The organism is Salinibacillus kushneri (genome assembly GCF_900111405.1).
Classification (GTDB): domain Bacteria; phylum Bacillota; class Bacilli; order Bacillales; family Alkalibacillaceae; genus Salinibacillus; species Salinibacillus kushneri.
The window spans coordinates 168,221-187,592 of the sequence record NZ_FOHJ01000002.1; the positions used below are offsets into that span (position 1 = coordinate 168,221).

Below are 19,372 nucleotides of genomic sequence, written 5' to 3' on the forward strand. Positions count from 1 at the left end.
AATTAAGCCGATTTTAAAAGTTATTGAGCTAATATTTACTGAATTTATCCATCTTTTAATAGATTAGTCCGTTAAGGTATCTTTTCATTGTAAACGATATTCATTAATCTCTTATATATATCTGGCTGTTGTTTTGTGAATTTTAATTTTTACTATTTATGCCTTAGTTTTATTAAATAAGGCCATCTTACCACAGAATCACGCTGCACAAGACATGTCTACAAGTCTATCGTCTTCACCTGATGAATATCAGACACTGCTTTTAATTCATCAAGTATATTATTATCTATTTGACGATCAACGGTAAGCATCATAATCGCATCTCCACCGACATCCGAACGCCCCACCTGCATGGTTGCAATGTTGACGTCAAATTGGGCGAGGAGGCTTCCCACACGTCCGATGGCACCTGGCTGGTCAGTGTGACGGATGAGTAATAGGTGGCCAGTTGGTATAACGTCAACACTGTAGGCATCGACTTTTACAATCCGTGTTCCAAGGCCATTGAGTAATGTACCGGCCACTTTGGATGTTCCTGATTGAGTACCGACTTCCACGGTTAATAGGTTGGTGAATCCTTTGGTAGATGTGGTTTTCTGTTCATTGATGGTAATTCCTTTTTTATCGGCAAAATAAGGTGCATTAACATCATTGACATGCTCGCCTAAGTAACGCTTTAAAATTCCTTTTACCGTATTACGGGTTAGTGGCGTTACATCCAGATCAGCTAAATCTCCTGAATAGTAAATGCTTACTTCTTCAACAGCTTCCTGGGCAAGGTGAGCGCTAAAGGTCCCTAGTTTTTCGGATAAGTTAAAATAGGGTTCAATCCGCTTCATGACATCCGCAGGGAGGGATGGCAAGTTGACAGGATTTTTTGCCACACCCTCATTTAATATTTGGATGACATCATGGCTTACATCGATGGCTACATTTTCCTGGGCTTCTATCGTACTAGCACCTAAATGCGGGGTAGCCACTACTTCAGGCAGATTCACTAATTGATAGTTTTGCAGTGGCTCTTCTTCAAAAACATCGAGAGCGGCCCCGGCGACTTTTTTCTCTAATATAGCCTCATAGAGTGCATCCTCATCAATAATTCCTCCGCGGGCACAGTTGATAATTCGTACACCTGGCTTCATTTGATCAAAGGCATCCTTGTTAATGATATGCTTTGTCGCTGGAAGTAATGGCGTGTGAACGGTTATGAAGTCTGCCTGTTGGATGACTTCTTCAAATGTTCCATACTGAATGCCCATTTTTTCTGCTTTTTCCTCGGTTAGGTAGGGGTCATAAGCAATGACATTTAAACGCTGTCCCTTGGCGCGATAGGCTACTTCTGCACCAATACGGCCGAGTCCAACAATACCGAGCGTTTTTCCTTTTACTTCTACACCCACATAGGCTTTTCGATTCCATTCATGCTGGTTTAGCGAATGATAGGCCTGTGGAATTTTCCGTGCCAGTGACATGAGCATGGCCATGGTATGCTCGGCGGCTGAATTGGTATTCCCATCCGGGGCGTTTACGACAATTACCCCGTGTTCCGTTGCAGCATCTAAATCAATATTATCGACGCCAACACCTGCCCTGCCAATGACTTTAAGGTGTTTTGCTCTTTCTATAATGTCTTTGGTTACTTTGGTTTGGCTGCGTACAAGGAGTGCGTCATAGTTCCCAATCATTTCTAACAGCTTTTCATGAGAGAGACTGGTATTCACATCGATTACCATATTTTTTTCCTGTTTGAGGGGGGCAATCCCCTCTTCACTTAATGGATCACTAACTAAAATGTGAAAAGTCATTTGGTTTTACCTCCTATTTTTGTAGTTGTGTATAAATCGCTTGAGCGGCTGCTACACCTGTACCAAATTCCACTTGTTTTCCGGCTTTATGTAAGCCGATTTCAAGTAAACTTATGGTTTGTAACACATCAGCAGGGGATGAGTACCCCATATGGCCGATTCGGAATATTTTCCCTTTAAGATGCTGTTGGCCACCAGCCAGCGACAATCCAAATTCCTGTTTGACAATACTGCGAAGGTTTTCCGGATCAACATCATTAGGCTGTACAGCGGTGACAGTAGGTGAGGCGTCCTGATCTGTTGTTAGTAAAGGAAGATGAAGTGCTCTGCAGGCAGCTCTTGTCATGTTTTTCATCATTTCATGGCGTTCTACAACCTTGTCAAACCCTTCTTCTTCTATTAGGGTGAGGACCTGTTCTAAGCCAAATAATAATGACAAAGCTGGTGTGTAAGGTGTTGAATAATCGGTTAACTTGTCATGATAGGTATTCAAATTCAAATAAAAACGAGGTTGTGGATTTTCCTTCATTTTATTTAAAGCACGATCACTAGCTGCTACAAAGGTAAGACCTGCTGGAAGCATTAAGGCTTTTTGAGAACCGGTTACGAGTACGTCCACACCCCATTCATCCATTTTGCATTCGACCCCGCCAATACACGACACACCATCAACGACTAGTAGTGCATCTGAGGTCTGATGTACAACTTTAGCGATGTCCTGAATAGGATTTAATACGCCTGTTGAGGTCTCGCAAAAGGTTGAAAATACCACTTTTATATTCGGATGTTGGTTAAGATATGCAGCCACTTTGTCAGGATTCACGGCTTCTCCCCAGGGAACGTCAATAACGTGAGTATTCAACTGATAGGACTGACAAATTTTCTTGAAACGGTCACCGAATGCACCTGTAACAATCACGAGGACTTCATCATCAGGCATAGCACTATTTACAACAGCTGCTTCCAAGCCGGCTGTCCCACTCCCAGCAATCATTAGCACGTCTTGTTCAGTTCCAAAAATGGTTTTTAGTCTTGGACGAATTCTCTGGATTAATTCTTTTGCTTCACTGCCACGATGCCCAATCATTGGCTGGGACATGGCATGTTGTACACTAGGAGGAATCGGTGTTGGCCCAGGAATTCGTAAAAAGGTTTGATCTTGTAACATCAGCTTTCACTCCTTAAATGGATTAATGTTGGCATAAAAAAACCTTTCACCCCTTATGGAAGGGGCGAAAGGTTAAACATCCGCGGTACCACCCTTGTTCACTACCTTCCATGCGCTGTGGAAGGAGCCTTCATTGGTCCTCATGCATAACGTGCATGTACCGGGCAAGCCTACTATCTGTTCAGTCTGCCAACTCAGAAGGGCTATCCATAGTGATTACCACTGGTTCGCACCACCCACCAGCTCTCTGAAGTATAATTCACTACAAATCTGTCTTCTTCACCGTATTAACGTTTAAACGTATTAAATAATTTTTATCTATCATAGCAGACTTAAATCGAATGTCAACCTTTCATTCCAAGTTTTTTGGTTTTTATACGTTAAAAGTGAAGGAATAGTTCTGATTCGTTTTTTCAGAATATTGTTGACAATGAATGCGTTTTCATTTTAAAATAAACAATAAATCATTGAAAATTTGGTGAACAGAAAATGACTTCTTCAAAAGATGTTGCATCCTATGCAGGAGTTTCTCAAACAACCGTATCAAGGGTGTTGAATAGTCCTGAAAAAGTAAATCAGAAAACGTTAAACAAAGTGAAAAGGGCTATGGAGGAATTGAACTATAGACCTAATTCAATAGCTCGTTCGTTAGTGAATAAGAAAACGAGATCAATAGCGCTGTTATCGGGACCATTACATAATCCTTTCTTTGTGGAAACGACAACATCTATAGTGAATTACGCAAAAGCAAAGGGATTTAATATTAACGTTCATTTTGAAAATTTCGGGGATAACATGTCTATTTATGAAGATGTATTAAATCATCAAGTTGATGGCATTATTTTATCTTCCATACTTTATGAGGATCCAGTTTATAAAGAATTACAAAAGCTTGATATTCCATTTATGATGTTTAACCGTAAGCATAGAGAAAAGGGAAACTATGTGGAAATGGATAATTTTCAGGCTGGAAGACTTGCTACACAACACTTAATTAATCTTAACCATAAAAATATCGTTTGGCTTGGCGGTCCGTTGACCATGTCAACATTTAAAGGCAGATATGATGGCTTTAAACAGGTATCTAATGAGTATGGAATGGATGTTAATGATAATCATATCTTTATTACGGATACAAGCAAGCAGGACATCTTTGAAAAAACGAGTCACATTATGTCCCGAAAACATCGCCCTACTGCCATTTTTGCTGGAACGGATTCCATTGCGATTTATGTGATTGATTTTCTTATCCAAAAGGGCTATCGCGTTCCAGAGGATATCAGTGTGATTGGAGTTGATAATGTAGAATTAAGTAGACATCATTCCTTTCAGCTCACTACTGTCGGGATTATAGATGAGACGAATCTCGGGCAAATAGCCATTGAAAAATTAATTGACTTAATTAATCTTCGAGAAGCATATAATACGAGTGAGTTTGTTCAGGAGACAGTAAAAACTAAATTGTATAACCGATCAACAACAAAGCTTATTTAGTAAAATGAATACGTAAACAAAAATTTATTTGCATAAAGGGGAGGAATTATCATGTTTGATACTAGTCAATATTTGAATCAATTAGAAAAAGATTCAATGAATACGTATGCATTAATGAACCCTCATACCAGAGAAAAAATCATGGATATTCCGGAATGCAGTAATGAGCAAATGGAAAAGGCCATCCAGAATGGGAAAAGAGCTTTTCAAAAAATGAAGGCATTAACCTCTGAAAAACGCTCGCTTATTCTGGAAAAGGCTGCGCAAATGGTAGACGAAAATAAGGAAGATTTTGCAAAAACCATTACACTTGAATCCGGAAAACCTGTTCGTTTTGCATTAGGGGAAGTAGGGCGTACCGTTCAAACGTTAAAATTTGCAGCCATTGAAGCACGAAAACTGGAGGGAGAATCCATACGTTTGGATGCCGCTACTAACGGTGGGGGCAGAGATGCATATACCATTTTCCAGCCAATCGGTGTTGTTGGCGCGATTACACCATTTAATTTTCCGCTTAATCTCGTAGCTCATAAAGTCGGCCCGGCATTAGCAGTAGGAAATAGTATCATCGTTAAACCGGCAGAAAAGACTCCTCTATCCTCTATTAAACTAGCGGAAGTATTCAAGGAAGCTGGACTGCCTGAAGATGCTTACCAGGTCATAACCGGGGATGGGCCTCGTTTAGGAAAAGTCTTAATTGAACATCCCGATGTCGAAAAGATTACCTTCACGGGCAGCCCGGAGGTTGGAAAATTAATTAAATCCCAGGTGGGTCTGAAGAAAGTAACCTTGGAACTTGGAAATAACTCAGCACTTTATGTAGATGAAAGTGTTAAAAATAAACTGAAGGATATCGCTAAAAGTGCTGTCACAGGTGCCTTTTCATACAATGGGCAAGTTTGTATCAGTACACAACGAGTTTATGTTCATCAGGATGTATTTGATGAATTCTTAGCTTATTTTAAGGAATTTACTGAGTCATTGAAATATGGTGATCCGAATGATCCAAATACAGATTTGTCAGGAGTTATAGACGAAAAATCCCAGGATAGAGTTTTAACCTGGATTCAGGAAGCTGTCGATTCCGGGAGCAGACTTGTTACAGGTGGATTGAAACAGGAAAACGGTATTGAGCCAACGATTTTAGCCAATGTATCAAATGAAGCTAGAGTTTCCTGTAATGAGGTATTTGGACCTGTGGTTATTGTTAATTCAGTCAAAAATGCTGAAGAAGCCTTAGAAGCTATGAATGATACTAACTATGGTTTAAACGCAGGTGTTTTCACCTATCATCTGCCACAAGCCTTTACATTTGCTCATGGGCTAATCGTAGGTCAAGTACTAATTAATGATCTTCCTACACTAAGGTTTGATCATATGCCGTATGGGGGATTGAAATCGTCAGGATATGGCTATGAGGGAATCAAATATGCAATGAAGGAAATGGTTCATATGAAATTCATCAGTATGAATTACGATTTTTAAGGAGAAGGAACATGTATACACTTGCCTATAAAGAACAAATAGAAGCCCATCCAGATGCTAAGGTTGTCTTTTATCCCTATGAAGTAACAAATTGGGAGATTGGTTTTAAACCACTCCCTTTCCTTAAAAAACGTATGGAAAAGAAATCTCTTATTACGAATTTAACCAAAATGGAGACCAGCTTTTTTCAAATGAAAAAGGATAATCTGCTTCCCTTTGATGAGCAAAATCATCATCTTATCCTTCCCATCCATTACACCTATCAGGAATTAACGCAAACAGGTATGGAATATTTAAAAAACAATTATATACACAAACGGAAAGTCTGGTCTTATCCTGAAATCCATCTTAAGAATACCTTTACATTGTATATTCCGTATCTCGTTTATTCCAGGAAAGTTAAGGGCAGGGAGAAAACATTTTTGCTTGAACCATCGACTGGGAGTGAGGATGTTTTAGAAAAATATAAGGAAATTGCCAACTATCTGAAGGAGGTGAATGTATGACATTTTTGTACTGGATGATAGGAATTTTACTAACTACATGGATAGGTATGGCGATTGTATTGTTTAAAACGAAACTGCTGGATAAATAAGGGGGGATAAAATGGATGCTGTTGTTATGTTTTCATGGATATTTATGGTTTTGTTTATTGGTATGATGATTACCATGGGCGTTATGGGTGGTAAGAAAACAAAATCCTCTGATGATTTCGCAACGGCCCGTTCCAGTTATGGCCCAATTGTTATTGCATTAGTCATTAGCGCAGGTATTTCAAGTGGTTCTACCTTTATGGGAATGCCTGGGTTAGCTTTTGATTTAGGGGCACCTAGTTTATGGTATCCATTATTGTATCCGGTTGCAACAGTTATTGGTATGTTGTTTGTTGCCAAAACGATTAAAATGTATGGTGATAAATTTGGGACGAGAACCATTCCGGATTTTATTGGAGACCGGTATAATAGTGAATTTCTTCGGATTACTCTTACGATTATTTCGATTCTATTAATTTTCTATGTTGTTTCTCAGCTAGTCGCGGCCGCAACGATGTTTCAAACGATGATGGGGATTGATTATGGAGTCGGTCTTATTATTACCGGAATTGTTTTAGCTATTTATGTATTCTTAGGTGGTTCCCATTCAGATATCATGACAGATGCCATTCAAGGATTTTTAATGTTCATTACGGCAATTACTGTCGTTGCATGTTTTGTAGGAAGTGTAGGAGTAGATGGCGGTTTTGGAGATATGATAAACCTGATAAAGGAAAGAAAGCCTGAAGGTGCGTTTGATACATTGTTTATACCTGGTAATGATACGTATGGTTCATTTTGGCTCATTGCTTTATTATTTATCGCTCACTTACCTTTTGGAATTTTACCACACCTTGGCAATAAATTCTTAGCTGTAAAATCCAATAAAGATATGAAAAAACTGATTATGTATTGTACATTTTTTGCTACCATACTACCTTTAATGGGGCTTGGCGGAATGTTAGGGATTGCAGTTGTGGACCCAGCCGCAGATATACGCCCGGATCAAATCATTCCTGTTTTATTTCAAGAAATATTCCCTCCCGTAATCGCAGCGTTTTTAGCCGTTGCTGTTCTTTCAGCTGTAATGTCTACTTCAGACGGTCTGATTGTATCCCTGACTCAGCTACTAGCTAATGATATCTTTAGGAAAACCATTGTTCCAAGAATGAATATTAGTAAAAATAAATCCGAAAAGCTGGAGCTACTCATTAGTAGATATTCAACGATTCTGGTTATTGCAGTTGGAATCCTGTTGGCCTGGTCACCACCACAGTTTTTATCAATCTTTATGTGGATTGGGATAGGAGGAATTGTGTCAGCAACAGCCGGTCCATTAGTTGTTGGAGCATTATGGAAGCGCTCTACTAGACAAGGAGCAATTTCAGCGTTATTAGCTGGGACTATTTCCTACTGGATTATTTATTTACCATTTGGATTTGACGTTAGCAATCCTTTCGCGGCTGCTGGACTTGGTGTTTTCATTAGTATGGTTGTAATGGTTGTTCATACCTTGATGTTCTCGAGTAGTATACAAAAGAAAACGGTAGAATCAGAGGATTTAACATTGAATTAGGCTGTTTTTTAAAGATTGTTGTTTTTTTATAAGTTAATTCGTTGATGGCGAGCTATACAAGGATGGGGAAAGCCTAGTGTATTTCACCTGCGGCAGGCAGAGCAACAAACGATTTGAAAATAGCCTTGAAATAAATAATAGAGGAGTGTGATTACTATGGATCAATTCGTTTCACCAAAAAATATTTTTCATGGAAAAGGGTCAATTGAGAGATTAAGAGATATCTTAAATGAAGAACAGGTTAAAAAGGTTGTTTTGATTACAGATCCCATGCTCAAAAAACTGGAGGTCATCAACCCTGTACTCCAATTGTTAGATCAGGAAAAGGCTGATGTCGATATTATTACGAATGTAGTACCCGAACCTCCACTAAAAGTAGGAAATGAAGTGGTTGATGAGGTAAGAAGTAAACAAGCGGACTTGGTTATTGGTGTTGGTGGCGGAAGTGCTTTGGATTTAGCAAAAGCTGCATCTGTATTAGCTGAAAATGAAGGTATAGTTGAGGATTTTTTAAACTTATCCGGTACAAAAAAGCCTGAAGCAAAAGGGCTACCGAAAGTATTAATTCCGACCACTTCCGGCACAGGTGCAGAAGTTACTGACATTGCTGTATTTTCCTTAGAGGATACGAAGGATGTCATAACCCATGAAAATTTATTAGCGGATTATGCGATTGTTGACCCTGTATTGACGTATACATTGCCATCTAAAGTAACAGCGGCAAGTGGAGTAGATGCCTTTACTCATGCTTTGGAAGCGTATACTTCTGTGAATGCAACACCATTAACGGATACATTGGCGATTGATGCTATGAAACGAATTATTGGTAATCTGCGTACAGCGGTTTGGAACGGAAAGGATGAATATGCCAGAGAGCAAATGTCACTTGGCAGTTTAATAGCTGGTTTAAGCTTTTACAATGCCGGAGTTGCCGGTGTACATGGGCTAGCCTATCCTCTTGGGGGACTGTTTAAAATCCCGCATGGGGAGTCTAATGCTGTTCTGTTACCTTATGTGTATGACTACATCTGGCCAGCCTCCTTAAACAAAATGGTAAAGGTGGCAGAAATCTTCAATCTCCCAACAGAAGGGAAAAGTGACCGACAGCTTGCCATTGATGTGGTACAAAGCCTTCAGGATCTCGTCAAAGATGTCGGTCTTCCTACAAAATTACAGGAGTACTCCATTAAAGAGGATGATATTGAGCGGTTAGCTCAAAATGGTGTTGAGCAAAAACGATTGTTAAATAGAAGTCCGAAAAAATTGGATTTGGACTTAATTCGGAAAATTTATCAGAATGCTTATGACGGAAAGCTTTTAAGTGATTAGGAATTATTAGGCTGGGCCCAGCCTGTTCGGGGCCTGGCTTTTTTATTGTATAGGGAGCGTATAAATTCGGTGGTGTGAATGGATTAGTTTATATATGATAAGAGGCGACAGGATTAAAGGTGTAACAGACTTGATTATGGTAGGAATTACCAGAATTAATGAAAGGATCAACATGATGGTGGTGCTTTGATCGATTTAATGAGAAAAGTGAAATAATTATATTGTAATCGGACAGGAATGTGAAATAGCTAGACCGAATCTCTGCAGATAGCGAAAGAAATCATGGTAAAAACAACAGAATCGAAAATACCTCATAAACTGCAAATTGATCTACATATATAGACAAAATTCTTTTGTAACAAAATACCATTCTTATTCGTAGTCAGGGGGGAAGGAGGAGGAAGTAAATGTCGCGTTACAATCTTGATGATATCTACCAATCATACATCCAGGAAATTTCACGCTATTTGCTTTCTCTTACGCATGATCGTTATTTAGCGGAGGATTTGGTGCAGGAGACGTTTTTCCGTGCTTATTTACATATTGAAGAGCTTAATGATCAGAAAATGAAACCCTGGTTGTTTAAGGTAGCCTACCATGTGTTTATCGATCATATGAGGAAAAATAAACGCCCAAATTGTAAAATACCAGACCTTTTTTCAACAAATACGAGGAAATGCTTCGACTGAAAAAGAGGCCGTAATGAAGAATCAAATCCTGGAGCTGAAGGAAATGCTGAAGACCTTACCAGCAAAACAGAAGCATGCAATTCTATTGGCTGATTTTCATGATTTATCTTATAAAGAATCAGCATCAATCATGGAAGTTTCACTGTCTCACTTTAAAATTTTGTTATTTCGAGGTCGTCAAACACTTCGTCAACAAAAGGAAAGGAATGAAGCACCTCATGAGTGAAGATTTTAAGCTTATTCAGAAGGAAAGCTATCGGAAGAGGAAAGTCAGGACGTTGAAAAAGAGTTAAAAAAGATGGAAGTCTATCAATCTTATTTAGATGAAGAATTGGGTGAGAAAAAAGAAAAAACACTTTCCAATTCGCAAAATTATCAAAAAATCCTTCGAAAAGGGAAATGGAAAGCAAGAATAACCAATGCAGGTACAGCTATTGGAATTCTCATTTTAATCGCTTTTATTAGTAGTATAATAAATGTGATTTTGTACTCGTGGGGTGACCCAGATCGAATTGAGGTCTATAACGATGTGATCAAATCCACCCTGGCTGTTACACAACCGAATATTGATGCGAGGAGCGGGGGATCAAGTGTGGGTTATTTCTTTTTAAATAACAAAAGAGACCTCAAAAAAAGAATAGGGAATGAGTACGAAAAGGTTGGTAGCTTTGAAATGAATTTTTTGTATGGTATACCTTTGTTTGAGCCGATTGTTGAAAAAGACATCAATCAAAATCCTATGTTTTATTATCCTGTTAAAGACGTGGCCTTGGAGGATAAACAAGAATGGAGTCGACTTGAGCATTTACCTGAAGGGACGGTAGTAGAAGCATTTGTATCATTAGATCAGCCTTACTCAACAGAAGATCTTTTATCCCTGCTTGAAAATTATCAAACAATAGAGCCAGTATGGTTTGCGGTTGAAACCGGAATAGAAAAAGAGGAAGCGGAACAAAAAGGACCAGGTGCTACAGAAGCCATTGGATTTCCTAGTCAGCCCATCTGGCATCCAGAAGATTTAAATGTTATGTCAAGAAAAACAGAAGATACGGGCTTTTTTAGTCGTGTTACTTCAGAATCAGGCTCTTTACCTCCTGTAGAAGAATATGGCAGTGCAGAGCTTCGAAATGAAAATTTCATGCACACACTGGAGCTAATGGCTGACCATAAAGGAATGGTTAAGCAAGTAGCTCGACTTAACGATCTTCGCTTAGACGAACGGATTCATTATTTAAATAATGAAGGAGTCCACATATATGGCATAGTTATCACAGGTCCCACCAAGGAAATTTTGGAGTTAAAGGGAGAAAATTGGATTACTAATCTAACTATTGGTGAAGTAAGGCTGTGGAATTAAGAAGAAGAGCGTTGAATTTTTATAAATAGACATTACACCATAATTCTCCTTAATACATTTATGGTAAGATAACAATGGTAAAAAGCAAATATTTCATATTGGGAGGTAAAAATGGAAACTAAACCAGCGCTTGAACTAAGAAATGTGACGAAAAAGCTTGGGAACAAAGATGTTGTTGATGATTTGTCCTTTTCCATTCAGCCAGGCGAAGTTTTTGGATTGCTAGGTCCAAATGGTGCTGGGAAAGACAACCATTGGGCGCCATAGTGGAAAACTCGGAAATGTATAAGTTTCTAACTGGCTAGCAATCAAAATCTCGTTCATTTTGCCAGAATGTCTACAGAAAAGATTATGAAAGAATGAATCGATGAAGTTGTGAAATTAGTAGATAAGGAGAAAAACATTCATAGAAAAGTTAAAACCTATTCTCTAAGGATGAGGCAGCGGCTTGGGGTAGCGCAGGCTATCCTACATCAGCCTTCACTGCTTATATTCGATGAGCTTACAAATGGATTAGATCCACAGGGAATTTATGAATTCCGTAGCTATTTAAAAAGGTTAACCGAACAAGGGATAGCTGTGAAGGTATCGAGTCATCTACTGGCTGAAATGCAGCAAATGTGTGATCGGGTTGCGATTATCCAGGATGGGGATTGGCAGAGTCGTGTACAAAAAGTAGCTATAGGTTCAAGTCAACTTAAGCAAAATGTTACTCCCTAAAGGGTGCTATTCCGTGTATTTAGCTTATACACTAAATCTACCAGTTGCCACTTTTACATCTAAAAATTTAAAAATTATGGACTTGTTTAGCATAAAATACATAAAATCAGAATAAATTTTTAAAAACTGTTGAACCATTGTCCATTAGTTGTTATAATAGCAAATATCAATTCAAAACAAAGAAATTCGACAAAAAATGCGGGTGTAGTTTAGTGGTAAAACCTCAGCCTTCCAAGCTGATGTCGTGGGTTCGATTCCCATCACCCGCTCCAGCAATTATATAATAACTGTTACCAACGCAGTGTTTCGTTTGGCTCGCCACGAAGCATTGCGTTTTTTATGTATTTATTGAATCTTTACGGAGCGTTATGATGTCGATATTCCTCGATAAACGCGATCATTCTTTCGGTTTAGCTTATGATTCGATTTAATGAAAGCTTTATTCTGTCAGGCGCAAGTTATTTTTGGTTTATTGAGCTGAATTTTTCAGTCAATCCATGTCTCACAATCAAGCCGCGTTAACACTTGAATTTCCTGCTACTGACTTGTATCCTTGGATTGTTGAGGAATCAATCAAGAGCGAATAATAGATGAGGTGTTTTGGTTATGCAAAAGCTGCGCTCTACGTTGCGAAATATTGATGGAAAAGGATATAAAGGATATAAATCTCTGCAAGGGATATTTCAATTTCAACAATATAAATTAGCGATTGATTACGTTCAGGGAGATCCGTTTGCCTCCCCTTCCAAAGTCAGAATCATTGTTCCGAATAAAGCTTTTCCTGTTAGAAAAGAGTGGATACAGGGGAAACAGCGAAAAATATACACAGAAGATGTCATTGCCCGCTCTGTAGCCCAAGCTATTCGAAATAATCAGGCCACAGTGCGTGGATCAGGAAAGAGCGGTCTACTTAGTATTGATGCACCTGGACAAGAAATTTTAGACCGAACAGCGGTTACAACAGATGGTTCTCAAACGACGATTTGCTTATCTGTTGGACTTCCGGCAAATGGTCGCCGAATCAATGGTCGTGAAGCAGAAAAGCTCTTCTTTCAAATAATCCCGGATATTATGAAGCAGTCCATTTTTTCGATTAAAAACGACGAAATCGAAGCATTTGTCCAATTAGCAGACCAGCAGGAAGCTATTCGTAAAGCAATGAAGGAGAACAATTGGATTGCTTTTATTGCTGATGGAGCAATATTACCGCGTGAAAGTGGAATCAGTAATCGTCCGTTAAAAAAGGCGGTTCCTTTTCAGAGTCCAGAGGAAAATCGTGTGTCCATTGATCTTCCACACCGTGACGAGCCTCTTACGGGGATGGCACTAAAACAGGGAATTACAGTCATTGTAGGGGGAGGTTACCACGGAAAAAGTACATTGCTTACGGCTATTGAGCGTGGTGTTTACCATCATATTAAGGGAGATGGGCGTGAATATGTCCTTACTGATCTAAACGCCGTTAAAGTAAGAGCAGAGGATGGCAGGAAGGTCACCCATGTCAATATTTCTCCGTTTATTAATAATTTGCCTCATGGTGAGGATACAGCTCAATTTAGTACGGAAAATGCCAGTGGAAGTACTTCACAGGCAACGAATGTAATGGAAGCTCTTGAGGTTGGTGCATCAACCTTGTTAATTGACGAGGATACAAGTGCCACCAACTTTATGATTCGTGATCAGCGAATGCAGGAGCTTGTTGTTAAGGAAAAAGAACCGATTACTCCGTTTATTGATAAAATCAGTCAACTGCGTAATGAGCTTCAAGTATCAACCGTTTTAGTTATGGGTGGTTCCGGTGACTATTTTGATGCTGCAGATCAGGTGATTATGCTGGATGAATATATACCACATAATGTTACGGAAAAAGCGAAGGAGATTGCCAGTCAGTTTCCGAGCCAGCGTAAGCATATTGATAAGTCCTTTGGAACCATTTCCAATCGACGTTTTTTACCGAATAGCTTAGATAGTCGTAAAGGTAAGAAGTCTAAGGTTCAGGCAAAGGAGCTTGATAAAATTCTAATGGGACGTGTTGACATCGATCTTCAACAGGTCGAGCAGCTTGTGGATGTGTCCCAAACACGCATGATTGCTCAAATTTTGCATCATTTAGAACAAAAAGGCTGGCTGAAACAGAAAAGGTCCCTCAATGAGCTGTTAGATGAAATTGAAATCCAAATTGATACAAATGGTCTTGCTTCCTTCACGCCAAGACCACACGAGCATCCGGGTGAATTAGCCAGACCCAGAAGATATGAAATAGCAGCCACACTCAATCGCTTACGAACAGCTAAAGTCGGGGATTAGGGACTGTCCCCACACGCTTTAAAGTGCTAAAGTGAAAGGAGGGGAAATGGTTTGTATGATGAGTTAAAACAGGATGTTATGAAGCAGAGCAAGGGTATTGGTATTGATAAAATCGGCTTTGCTTCGGTGGACGTGTTTACCACACTTAAGGAACGTCTGAAAGTGCAGCAGGAAAATCAATATCAGTCAGGCTTTGAAAAGGGAACAATTGAGGAGAGAACCACCCCTCGGAAATTAATGCCAGAGGCTCAGTCCATTATTTCCATTGCTTTAGCTTATCCATCAAAGCTGGAAAATGCCCCACGAAGTACAAAGGGTGACAGACGAGGACAATTTTGCCGGGCCTCGTGGGGAACAGACTATCATCATATTTTACGAGAAAAGCTAGAACAGCTCGGAGAATATTTAAAGGAAAAACATCCTGATACCCAATATAAGATTATGGTAGATACAGGGGAATTATCTGATAAAGAAGTAGCAGTAAGAGCAGGAATTGGTTTCACAGGGAAAAACACTGTTCTTATCACTCCTGAATTTGGCTCTTATGTGTATTTAGGCGAGATGATTACGAACATACCATTTGAGCCCGATCAGCCATTAGAAGAAGACTGTGGCAATTGTAATCTTTGTGTAGATACCTGTCCCACAGGAGCTTTAATTCAGGGCGGGCAATTAAATGCTCAAAAATGTATTGCCTTTTTAACACAGACGAAGGACTTTCTACCTGATGATTATCGTAAAAAAATCGGAAACCGTCTATACGGCTGTGATACCTGTCAGGTAGTTTGCCCGAGAAATAAAGGGAAAAACTTTCATTTACACGAAGAAATGGAGCCGGACCCAGAAGTGGTAAAACCCCGTCTTAAGCCGTTATTACGTATTTCGAATCGTGAATTTAAGGAAACATTTGGTCCGATGGCAGGCTCCTGGAGAGGTAAGAAGCCGATTCAACGTAACGCCATTATCGCTTTAGCGAATTATAAGGACGAAACTGCAGTTGATGAACTCATTGATGTAATGAAGCATGACCCACGGCTCGTAATAAGAGGAACAGCAGCGTGGGCTTTAGGGAAAATTGGATCAGAAAGCGGAAAAACGGCCATTTTAGAAGCAAAAGAGAAGGAGACAGATGAATCGGTATTAGCTGAAATGGAGAAAGGGTTAGAGTTCTTTACTGCACCACTAAGTTAATGCTTGTCGAAGAGTCGCATTGAGGAAAATGTGACTCTTTTTTCGATTTTATAGTCTAATCACAAAATGTTCGATAAACTATTAAGTAAATGTACTGGCGAGTTTAAGCAGAGAAGTCCTTTGGCGAATTTCGAATCATTTTAACAGTTTTCCGTAAACATCCAAACAGCCTGTACATAAAAATTTAAAAGAAGGTGTTTTTAGGGTGAAAAATTCATGGTTGTATTATGACGAAATGGATACCGATTTAGGTCCAATTACATTCATCATGAAGGACGAAGCGTTATGTGCATTACAATATGGTAAGCTTAGTCAACTGGGTGACTCGTTTCATAATTGGCTCCAAAAACACTTCAAAAAGGCAAACATCCAACATCATCCAACAAAATTACTGGAGGTAATGCAACAATTTGAAAAGTATTTTTCGGGTGAGCGCACACAATTTGAATTTTCTTATGAATTATACGGTACACCCTTTCAAAAACAGGTATGGTCAGCTCTGAAAGATATTCCTTATGGAGAAACACGAACATATAAAGATATTGCCCATATCATAGGCGCGCCTAGTGCACAACGAGCAGTAGGAGGGGCTGTAAATCGAAATCCATTACCTATTTTGCTTCCATGTCATCGTGTTGTAGGGAGTAACGGGAATATGACAGGCTATGCTGGTGGCATTGATAAAAAGGCATTTTTGCTTAAACTTGAAAAGACTCCACTAGCTTCTCAATAATATTGTCTATTTTACATGCTTTTTATCTCCCTTTCATACATTAGAACGGAAGGGAGGCGTAAACGGTGAAAAATTCTTTTCTTCAGAAAGAATGGGAAAATATTATTCGGCAATACACTGATTTCAAATGGTGGAAGCAAAAAAAGGATGCCTATGAAAATAGAGGTGTTCAGGTTTTACAGGTTACAGGAGCGGGGAAGCCTTATCATCAAATGAACCGAAACCACAAAAAAGAGATTCATTATTATCTTCATCTATCTTACTTATTAAAGCAAACGGGTAAGACCTATCTAGAAGAAGAACTCATTCCAGTTAGACTGAATTTCCAAGATGAAACCTTATCCCGCCATGAAATGATCCCTCCACCATCAGGTAATCAAACGGAACACATTACACCTGCATTTGAATCAGATACAAGATTAGAACAAAGAGCTTTTTCCTATGATCGCAGGGCGGCGGTAAGATATGCCGAGCGCTGGTGGAATGATTATAATCCTGAATACAAAAAATTTGAGGTCGATTGTACCAATTATATTTCCCAATGCCTGCGGGCTGGTGGAGCACCTATGTGGGGGGCATCCAATCGCTCAAAGGGCTGGTGGTATTCTGGAGATAATTGGAGTTACAGCTGGTCTGTAGCCCATGCCTTTCGCTGGTATTTAAGTGGTTCAAATCAGGGCTTAACTGCAAAAGAGGTAGAGAATGCTAATGAACTCTTATTAGGAGATGTTATTTGTTATGATTTTGAAGGAGATGGCAATTGGAATCATACTACGATTGTGGTAGCCAAGGATGGTAACGGGGAACCTCTTGTCAATGCTCATACTGTAAATAGTCGCAATCGATATTGGAGCTATGAAGACTCGCATGCTTGGACCCCGAATTGTCAGTATAAGTTTTTCCGTATAGGCGAATAACATGTGATATAATATCTAATGTATGAAGCAGTAATAGAGGTGATAATGTTGGGAATACATGTCGTTTTATATCAGCCAGAAATCCCAGCGAATACAGGAAATATTTCGCGAACTTGCTTAGGTACGAATACCACATTACATCTTATTCGTCCTTTAGGTTTTTCAACGGATGATAAAATGGTTCGTCGTGCCGGGCTGGATTATTGGTATAATGTAGACATTAAATACTATGATTCCATCGATGAACTGTATCATAAATACCCGGATGGAACCTATTACTATATTGAAAATTTTGGAACTAAGTACTATACTGATTATGATTATAGTAACCCGGATGAAGATATCTTTTTTGTATTTGGCCGTGAAACTTCCGGGATTCCGAAAGATTTGCTGGAAGGAAAAGAGGATCACTGCCTGCGAATTCATATGAACAACCAAATTCGTTCCCTCAACCTTTCGAATACAGCAGCGATTATTATTTTTGAAGCTTTACGTCAGCAAGGTTTTCCTCATATGAACTAAAAAAGCCGCCATCTCCAACAATTGGGTGGATGGCGACTTCTCTATCTTTTTATTTTTTGGTATTATAACCAGCTGAAAAGATTGATGTAAGGAATGCGATGGATACCCCTAAGATAAGTATTATCTTCATGAAAAATCCTCCTTTTGTCAAACGTAAACCATTCTTTATGTAATGTAAGCTATTTCTTATTATACCAAATATTGCGTCTGTTTGAATATCCTTTCTTAATCTTCATAGATATTTCATGTTTTTCTTGTTTTTTATTAAACTACAACAAGTTTATACATTACACATAGATTTTACTTTTATGTTCCTTTTATACATTTTTTTGGAGGTGTTAATGATGAATGTTGTTGTGATGGGAGCAGGAGCAGTAGGTGGTTACTATGGTGGAAAACTCGCCCAAAATGGTGAATCTGTTTATTTTTTAGTCAGAAAGAGAAGGTATGAACAGCTCAAACAAAGGGGCTTGAACATTGAAAGCATCCATGGGAATTTTTCCTTCGAACCAAACCTTATAGTGGAGCCTAAAGAGGTGGAACAGCCGGATCTTGTTATTGTAGCTTTAAAAAATTATCATCTGGAAGGTGCTATGCCTCAGTTAGAAGAGTTAGTACAGCAAGGAGCTAAATTATTACCTCTGTTAAATGGAGTGGAGCACTTAGATTTGTTTATTGAAAAGTTTGGAAAGGAAAATGTCTTAGGGGGACTATGCTATATCGAATCTACCTTGAACGAAAAAGGGGATATCATTCAAAAAAGTCCAATGCAGGATATTATCTTTGGTCCCTTAACAACACAGGATTCTTCCTTTTTAGAAAACATTGAAAAGATGATGAAGGATGCTAAAATAGCTGTTACCCTTACGGAAGAGATTCTTGCAGAAATATGGAAAAAATTTATTTTTATAACTTCTCTGAGCGGCATAACATCAGCCGTTCGGGCACCTATTGGAGTGGCACTGGAAGATGAGGTAACACAAGCCTTTTTACGAAATCTTATTACTGAAGTATACAAAATTTCTCAGGCAAGACAAGTAGAAATATCCGGTGATATGGTGGATACCGTAATGGAAAGGCTGAAAAGCGTATCTCCTGATCTCACTTCCTCCATGCATAAGGACCTGAAAAAAGGACTGCCTTTGGAATTGGACAGTATGCATGGGTATCTTTTAACGTTGGGTGAACAATATAACATTGACCTTCCTTGTCTAAAGGCGATATACGCGTTGTTACATCCTTATAAGAATGGTCAAAATTGAGCTGCTGTAGCGCAGCTCAATTTTTTTAGGTACGTGGGGGAACCGGCGGGAATTTGGAAATTGATAAAAAATGAAAGAAGATGCTTTAATTGTCCAATTATTCGTAGATTCGATTATCTCCGTGAATTCTTCTTATGCTGTTGGGCCTGATCAGTCGCCTCCGCTTTTCTATGTCCAGCTGCGGCTCCTAGGCCCAAGCAGACATAAGCAAAATCCACTCCGTAGCGAAACCCGCGCCACTCCGTGAATTCTGCTTATGCTGTTGGGCCTAACCAGTCGCCTCC

The 19,372-nt window shown here is 39.2% G+C and carries 16 protein-coding genes, 1 tRNA gene, 1 pseudogene and 1 other annotated feature; of the genes and pseudogenes, 16 read left to right on the top strand and 2 right to left on the bottom strand.

The window, feature by feature from the left end; all coding sequences use genetic code 11:
• Positions 1-218: 218 nt before the first annotated feature.
• Both serA and BMX63_RS03285 read right to left on the bottom strand, forming a co-directional pair.
• Complete coding sequence (serA, locus tag BMX63_RS03280) at positions 219-1,805, bottom strand: phosphoglycerate dehydrogenase (RefSeq protein ID WP_093131947.1); 1,587 nt, start codon at positions 1,803-1,805, stop codon at positions 219-221.
• 13 nt (positions 1,806-1,818) lie between these two features.
• Complete coding sequence (locus tag BMX63_RS03285; RefSeq protein ID WP_093131949.1) at positions 1,819-2,973, bottom strand: pyridoxal-phosphate-dependent aminotransferase family protein; 1,155 nt, start codon at positions 2,971-2,973, stop codon at positions 1,819-1,821.
• Positions 2,974-3,030: 57 nt separating this feature from the next.
• Positions 3,031-3,265 (bottom strand) — a binding site (T-box leader).
• 197 nt (positions 3,266-3,462) lie between these two features.
• Between BMX63_RS03285 and BMX63_RS03290 the strand changes: the two genes are divergently transcribed.
• The 16 genes and pseudogenes from BMX63_RS03290 (at position 3,463) to BMX63_RS03360 (ending at position 19,088) form a co-directional block, all read left to right on the top strand.
• Entirely contained in the window at positions 3,463-4,467 is a 1,005-nt protein-coding gene (locus tag BMX63_RS03290; protein WP_093131951.1) for a LacI family DNA-binding transcriptional regulator, read from the top strand.
• Positions 4,468-4,518: 51 nt separating this feature from the next.
• Positions 4,519-5,952 carry an aldehyde dehydrogenase family protein gene (locus tag BMX63_RS03295; protein WP_093131952.1) on the top strand — a complete coding sequence of 478 codons (1,434 nt, stop codon included), beginning with the start codon at positions 4,519-4,521 and terminating at the stop codon, positions 5,950-5,952.
• Positions 5,953-5,963: 11 nt separating this feature from the next.
• Positions 5,964-6,458 carry a hypothetical protein gene (locus BMX63_RS03300; protein WP_093131954.1) on the top strand — a complete coding sequence of 165 codons (495 nt, stop codon included), beginning with the start codon at positions 5,964-5,966 and terminating at the stop codon, positions 6,456-6,458.
• A 100-nt stretch (positions 6,459-6,558) separates the two neighbouring features.
• Positions 6,559-8,061 carry a sodium:solute symporter family protein gene (locus BMX63_RS03305; RefSeq protein ID WP_093131955.1) on the top strand — a complete coding sequence of 501 codons (1,503 nt, stop codon included), beginning with the start codon at positions 6,559-6,561 and terminating at the stop codon, positions 8,059-8,061.
• A 150-nt stretch (positions 8,062-8,211) separates the two neighbouring features.
• Positions 8,212-9,390, top strand: a complete 1,179-nt coding sequence (locus tag BMX63_RS03310; RefSeq protein WP_425441451.1) for an iron-containing alcohol dehydrogenase — start codon at positions 8,212-8,214, stop codon at positions 9,388-9,390.
• 407 nt (positions 9,391-9,797) lie between these two features.
• The gene (locus tag BMX63_RS18400) at positions 9,798-10,079 is read left to right on the top strand and encodes a sigma factor (protein ID WP_245732696.1); all 282 of its coding nucleotides are present in this window, start codon (positions 9,798-9,800) and stop codon (positions 10,077-10,079) included.
• Between the two features lie 13 nt (positions 10,080-10,092).
• Positions 10,093-10,305 carry an RNA polymerase sigma factor gene (locus BMX63_RS18405; RefSeq protein ID WP_245732697.1) on the top strand — a complete coding sequence of 71 codons (213 nt, stop codon included), beginning with the start codon at positions 10,093-10,095 and terminating at the stop codon, positions 10,303-10,305.
• Positions 10,306-10,377: 72 nt separating this feature from the next.
• On the top strand, positions 10,378-11,436 hold the full coding sequence (locus BMX63_RS03320) for an anti-sigma factor (protein WP_093131959.1): 1,059 nt from the start codon (positions 10,378-10,380) through the stop codon (positions 11,434-11,436).
• Between the two features lie 111 nt (positions 11,437-11,547).
• Positions 11,548-12,087, top strand: a pseudogene (locus BMX63_RS18410) (ABC transporter ATP-binding protein); the annotation flags it as partial.
• A gap of 267 nt (positions 12,088-12,354) precedes the next feature.
• Positions 12,355-12,428, top strand: a tRNA-Gly gene (locus BMX63_RS03330).
• Positions 12,429-12,762: 334 nt separating this feature from the next.
• Positions 12,763-14,463: an ABC-ATPase domain-containing protein gene (locus BMX63_RS03335; protein WP_093131963.1), complete on the top strand. Its 1,701-nt coding sequence runs from the start codon at positions 12,763-12,765 to the stop codon at positions 14,461-14,463.
• Positions 14,464-14,541: 78 nt separating this feature from the next.
• Positions 14,542-15,654, top strand: a complete 1,113-nt coding sequence (gene queG, locus BMX63_RS03340; protein WP_093132482.1) for a tRNA epoxyqueuosine(34) reductase QueG — start codon at positions 14,542-14,544, stop codon at positions 15,652-15,654.
• A 205-nt stretch (positions 15,655-15,859) separates the two neighbouring features.
• Positions 15,860-16,387, top strand: coding sequence for a methylated-DNA--[protein]-cysteine S-methyltransferase (locus BMX63_RS03345; protein ID WP_245732698.1), 528 nt, complete (start codon positions 15,860-15,862; stop codon positions 16,385-16,387).
• Between the two features lie 65 nt (positions 16,388-16,452).
• Positions 16,453-17,304, top strand: a complete 852-nt coding sequence (locus tag BMX63_RS03350) for an amidase domain-containing protein (protein WP_245732699.1) — start codon at positions 16,453-16,455, stop codon at positions 17,302-17,304.
• A gap of 48 nt (positions 17,305-17,352) precedes the next feature.
• On the top strand, positions 17,353-17,826 hold the full coding sequence (locus BMX63_RS03355; protein WP_093131965.1) for a tRNA (cytidine(34)-2'-O)-methyltransferase: 474 nt from the start codon (positions 17,353-17,355) through the stop codon (positions 17,824-17,826).
• A gap of 344 nt (positions 17,827-18,170) precedes the next feature.
• Positions 18,171-19,088 carry a ketopantoate reductase family protein gene (locus tag BMX63_RS03360; protein ID WP_177167160.1) on the top strand — a complete coding sequence of 306 codons (918 nt, stop codon included), beginning with the start codon at positions 18,171-18,173 and terminating at the stop codon, positions 19,086-19,088.
• Positions 19,089-19,372: the final 284 nt, after the last annotated feature.

Bases quoted from the DNA above. Each gene is read 5' to 3' on its own strand.
- BMX63_RS03295 (WP_093131952.1), top strand. From the start codon at position 4,519: ATGTTTGATACTAGTCAATATTTGAATCAATTAGAAAAAGATTCAATG.
- BMX63_RS03305 (WP_093131955.1), top strand. From the start codon at position 6,559: ATGGATGCTGTTGTTATGTTTTCATGGATATTTATGGTTTTGTTTATT.
- BMX63_RS03285 (WP_093131949.1), bottom strand. From the start codon at position 2,973: ATGTTACAAGATCAAACCTTTTTACGAATTCCTGGGCCAACACCGATT.
- BMX63_RS03300 (WP_093131954.1), top strand. From the start codon at position 5,964: ATGTATACACTTGCCTATAAAGAACAAATAGAAGCCCATCCAGATGCT.
- BMX63_RS03290 (WP_093131951.1), top strand. From the start codon at position 3,463: ATGACTTCTTCAAAAGATGTTGCATCCTATGCAGGAGTTTCTCAAACA.
- BMX63_RS03320 (WP_093131959.1), top strand. From the start codon at position 10,378: ATGGAAGTCTATCAATCTTATTTAGATGAAGAATTGGGTGAGAAAAAA.
- serA (WP_093131947.1), bottom strand. From the start codon at position 1,805: ATGACTTTTCACATTTTAGTTAGTGATCCATTAAGTGAAGAGGGGATT.
- BMX63_RS18405 (WP_245732697.1), top strand. From the start codon at position 10,093: ATGAAGAATCAAATCCTGGAGCTGAAGGAAATGCTGAAGACCTTACCA.
- queG (WP_093132482.1), top strand. From the start codon at position 14,542: ATGAAGCAGAGCAAGGGTATTGGTATTGATAAAATCGGCTTTGCTTCG.
- BMX63_RS03360 (WP_177167160.1), top strand. From the start codon at position 18,171: ATGAATGTTGTTGTGATGGGAGCAGGAGCAGTAGGTGGTTACTATGGT.
- BMX63_RS03335 (WP_093131963.1), top strand. From the start codon at position 12,763: ATGCAAAAGCTGCGCTCTACGTTGCGAAATATTGATGGAAAAGGATAT.
- BMX63_RS18400 (WP_245732696.1), top strand. From the start codon at position 9,798: ATGTCGCGTTACAATCTTGATGATATCTACCAATCATACATCCAGGAA.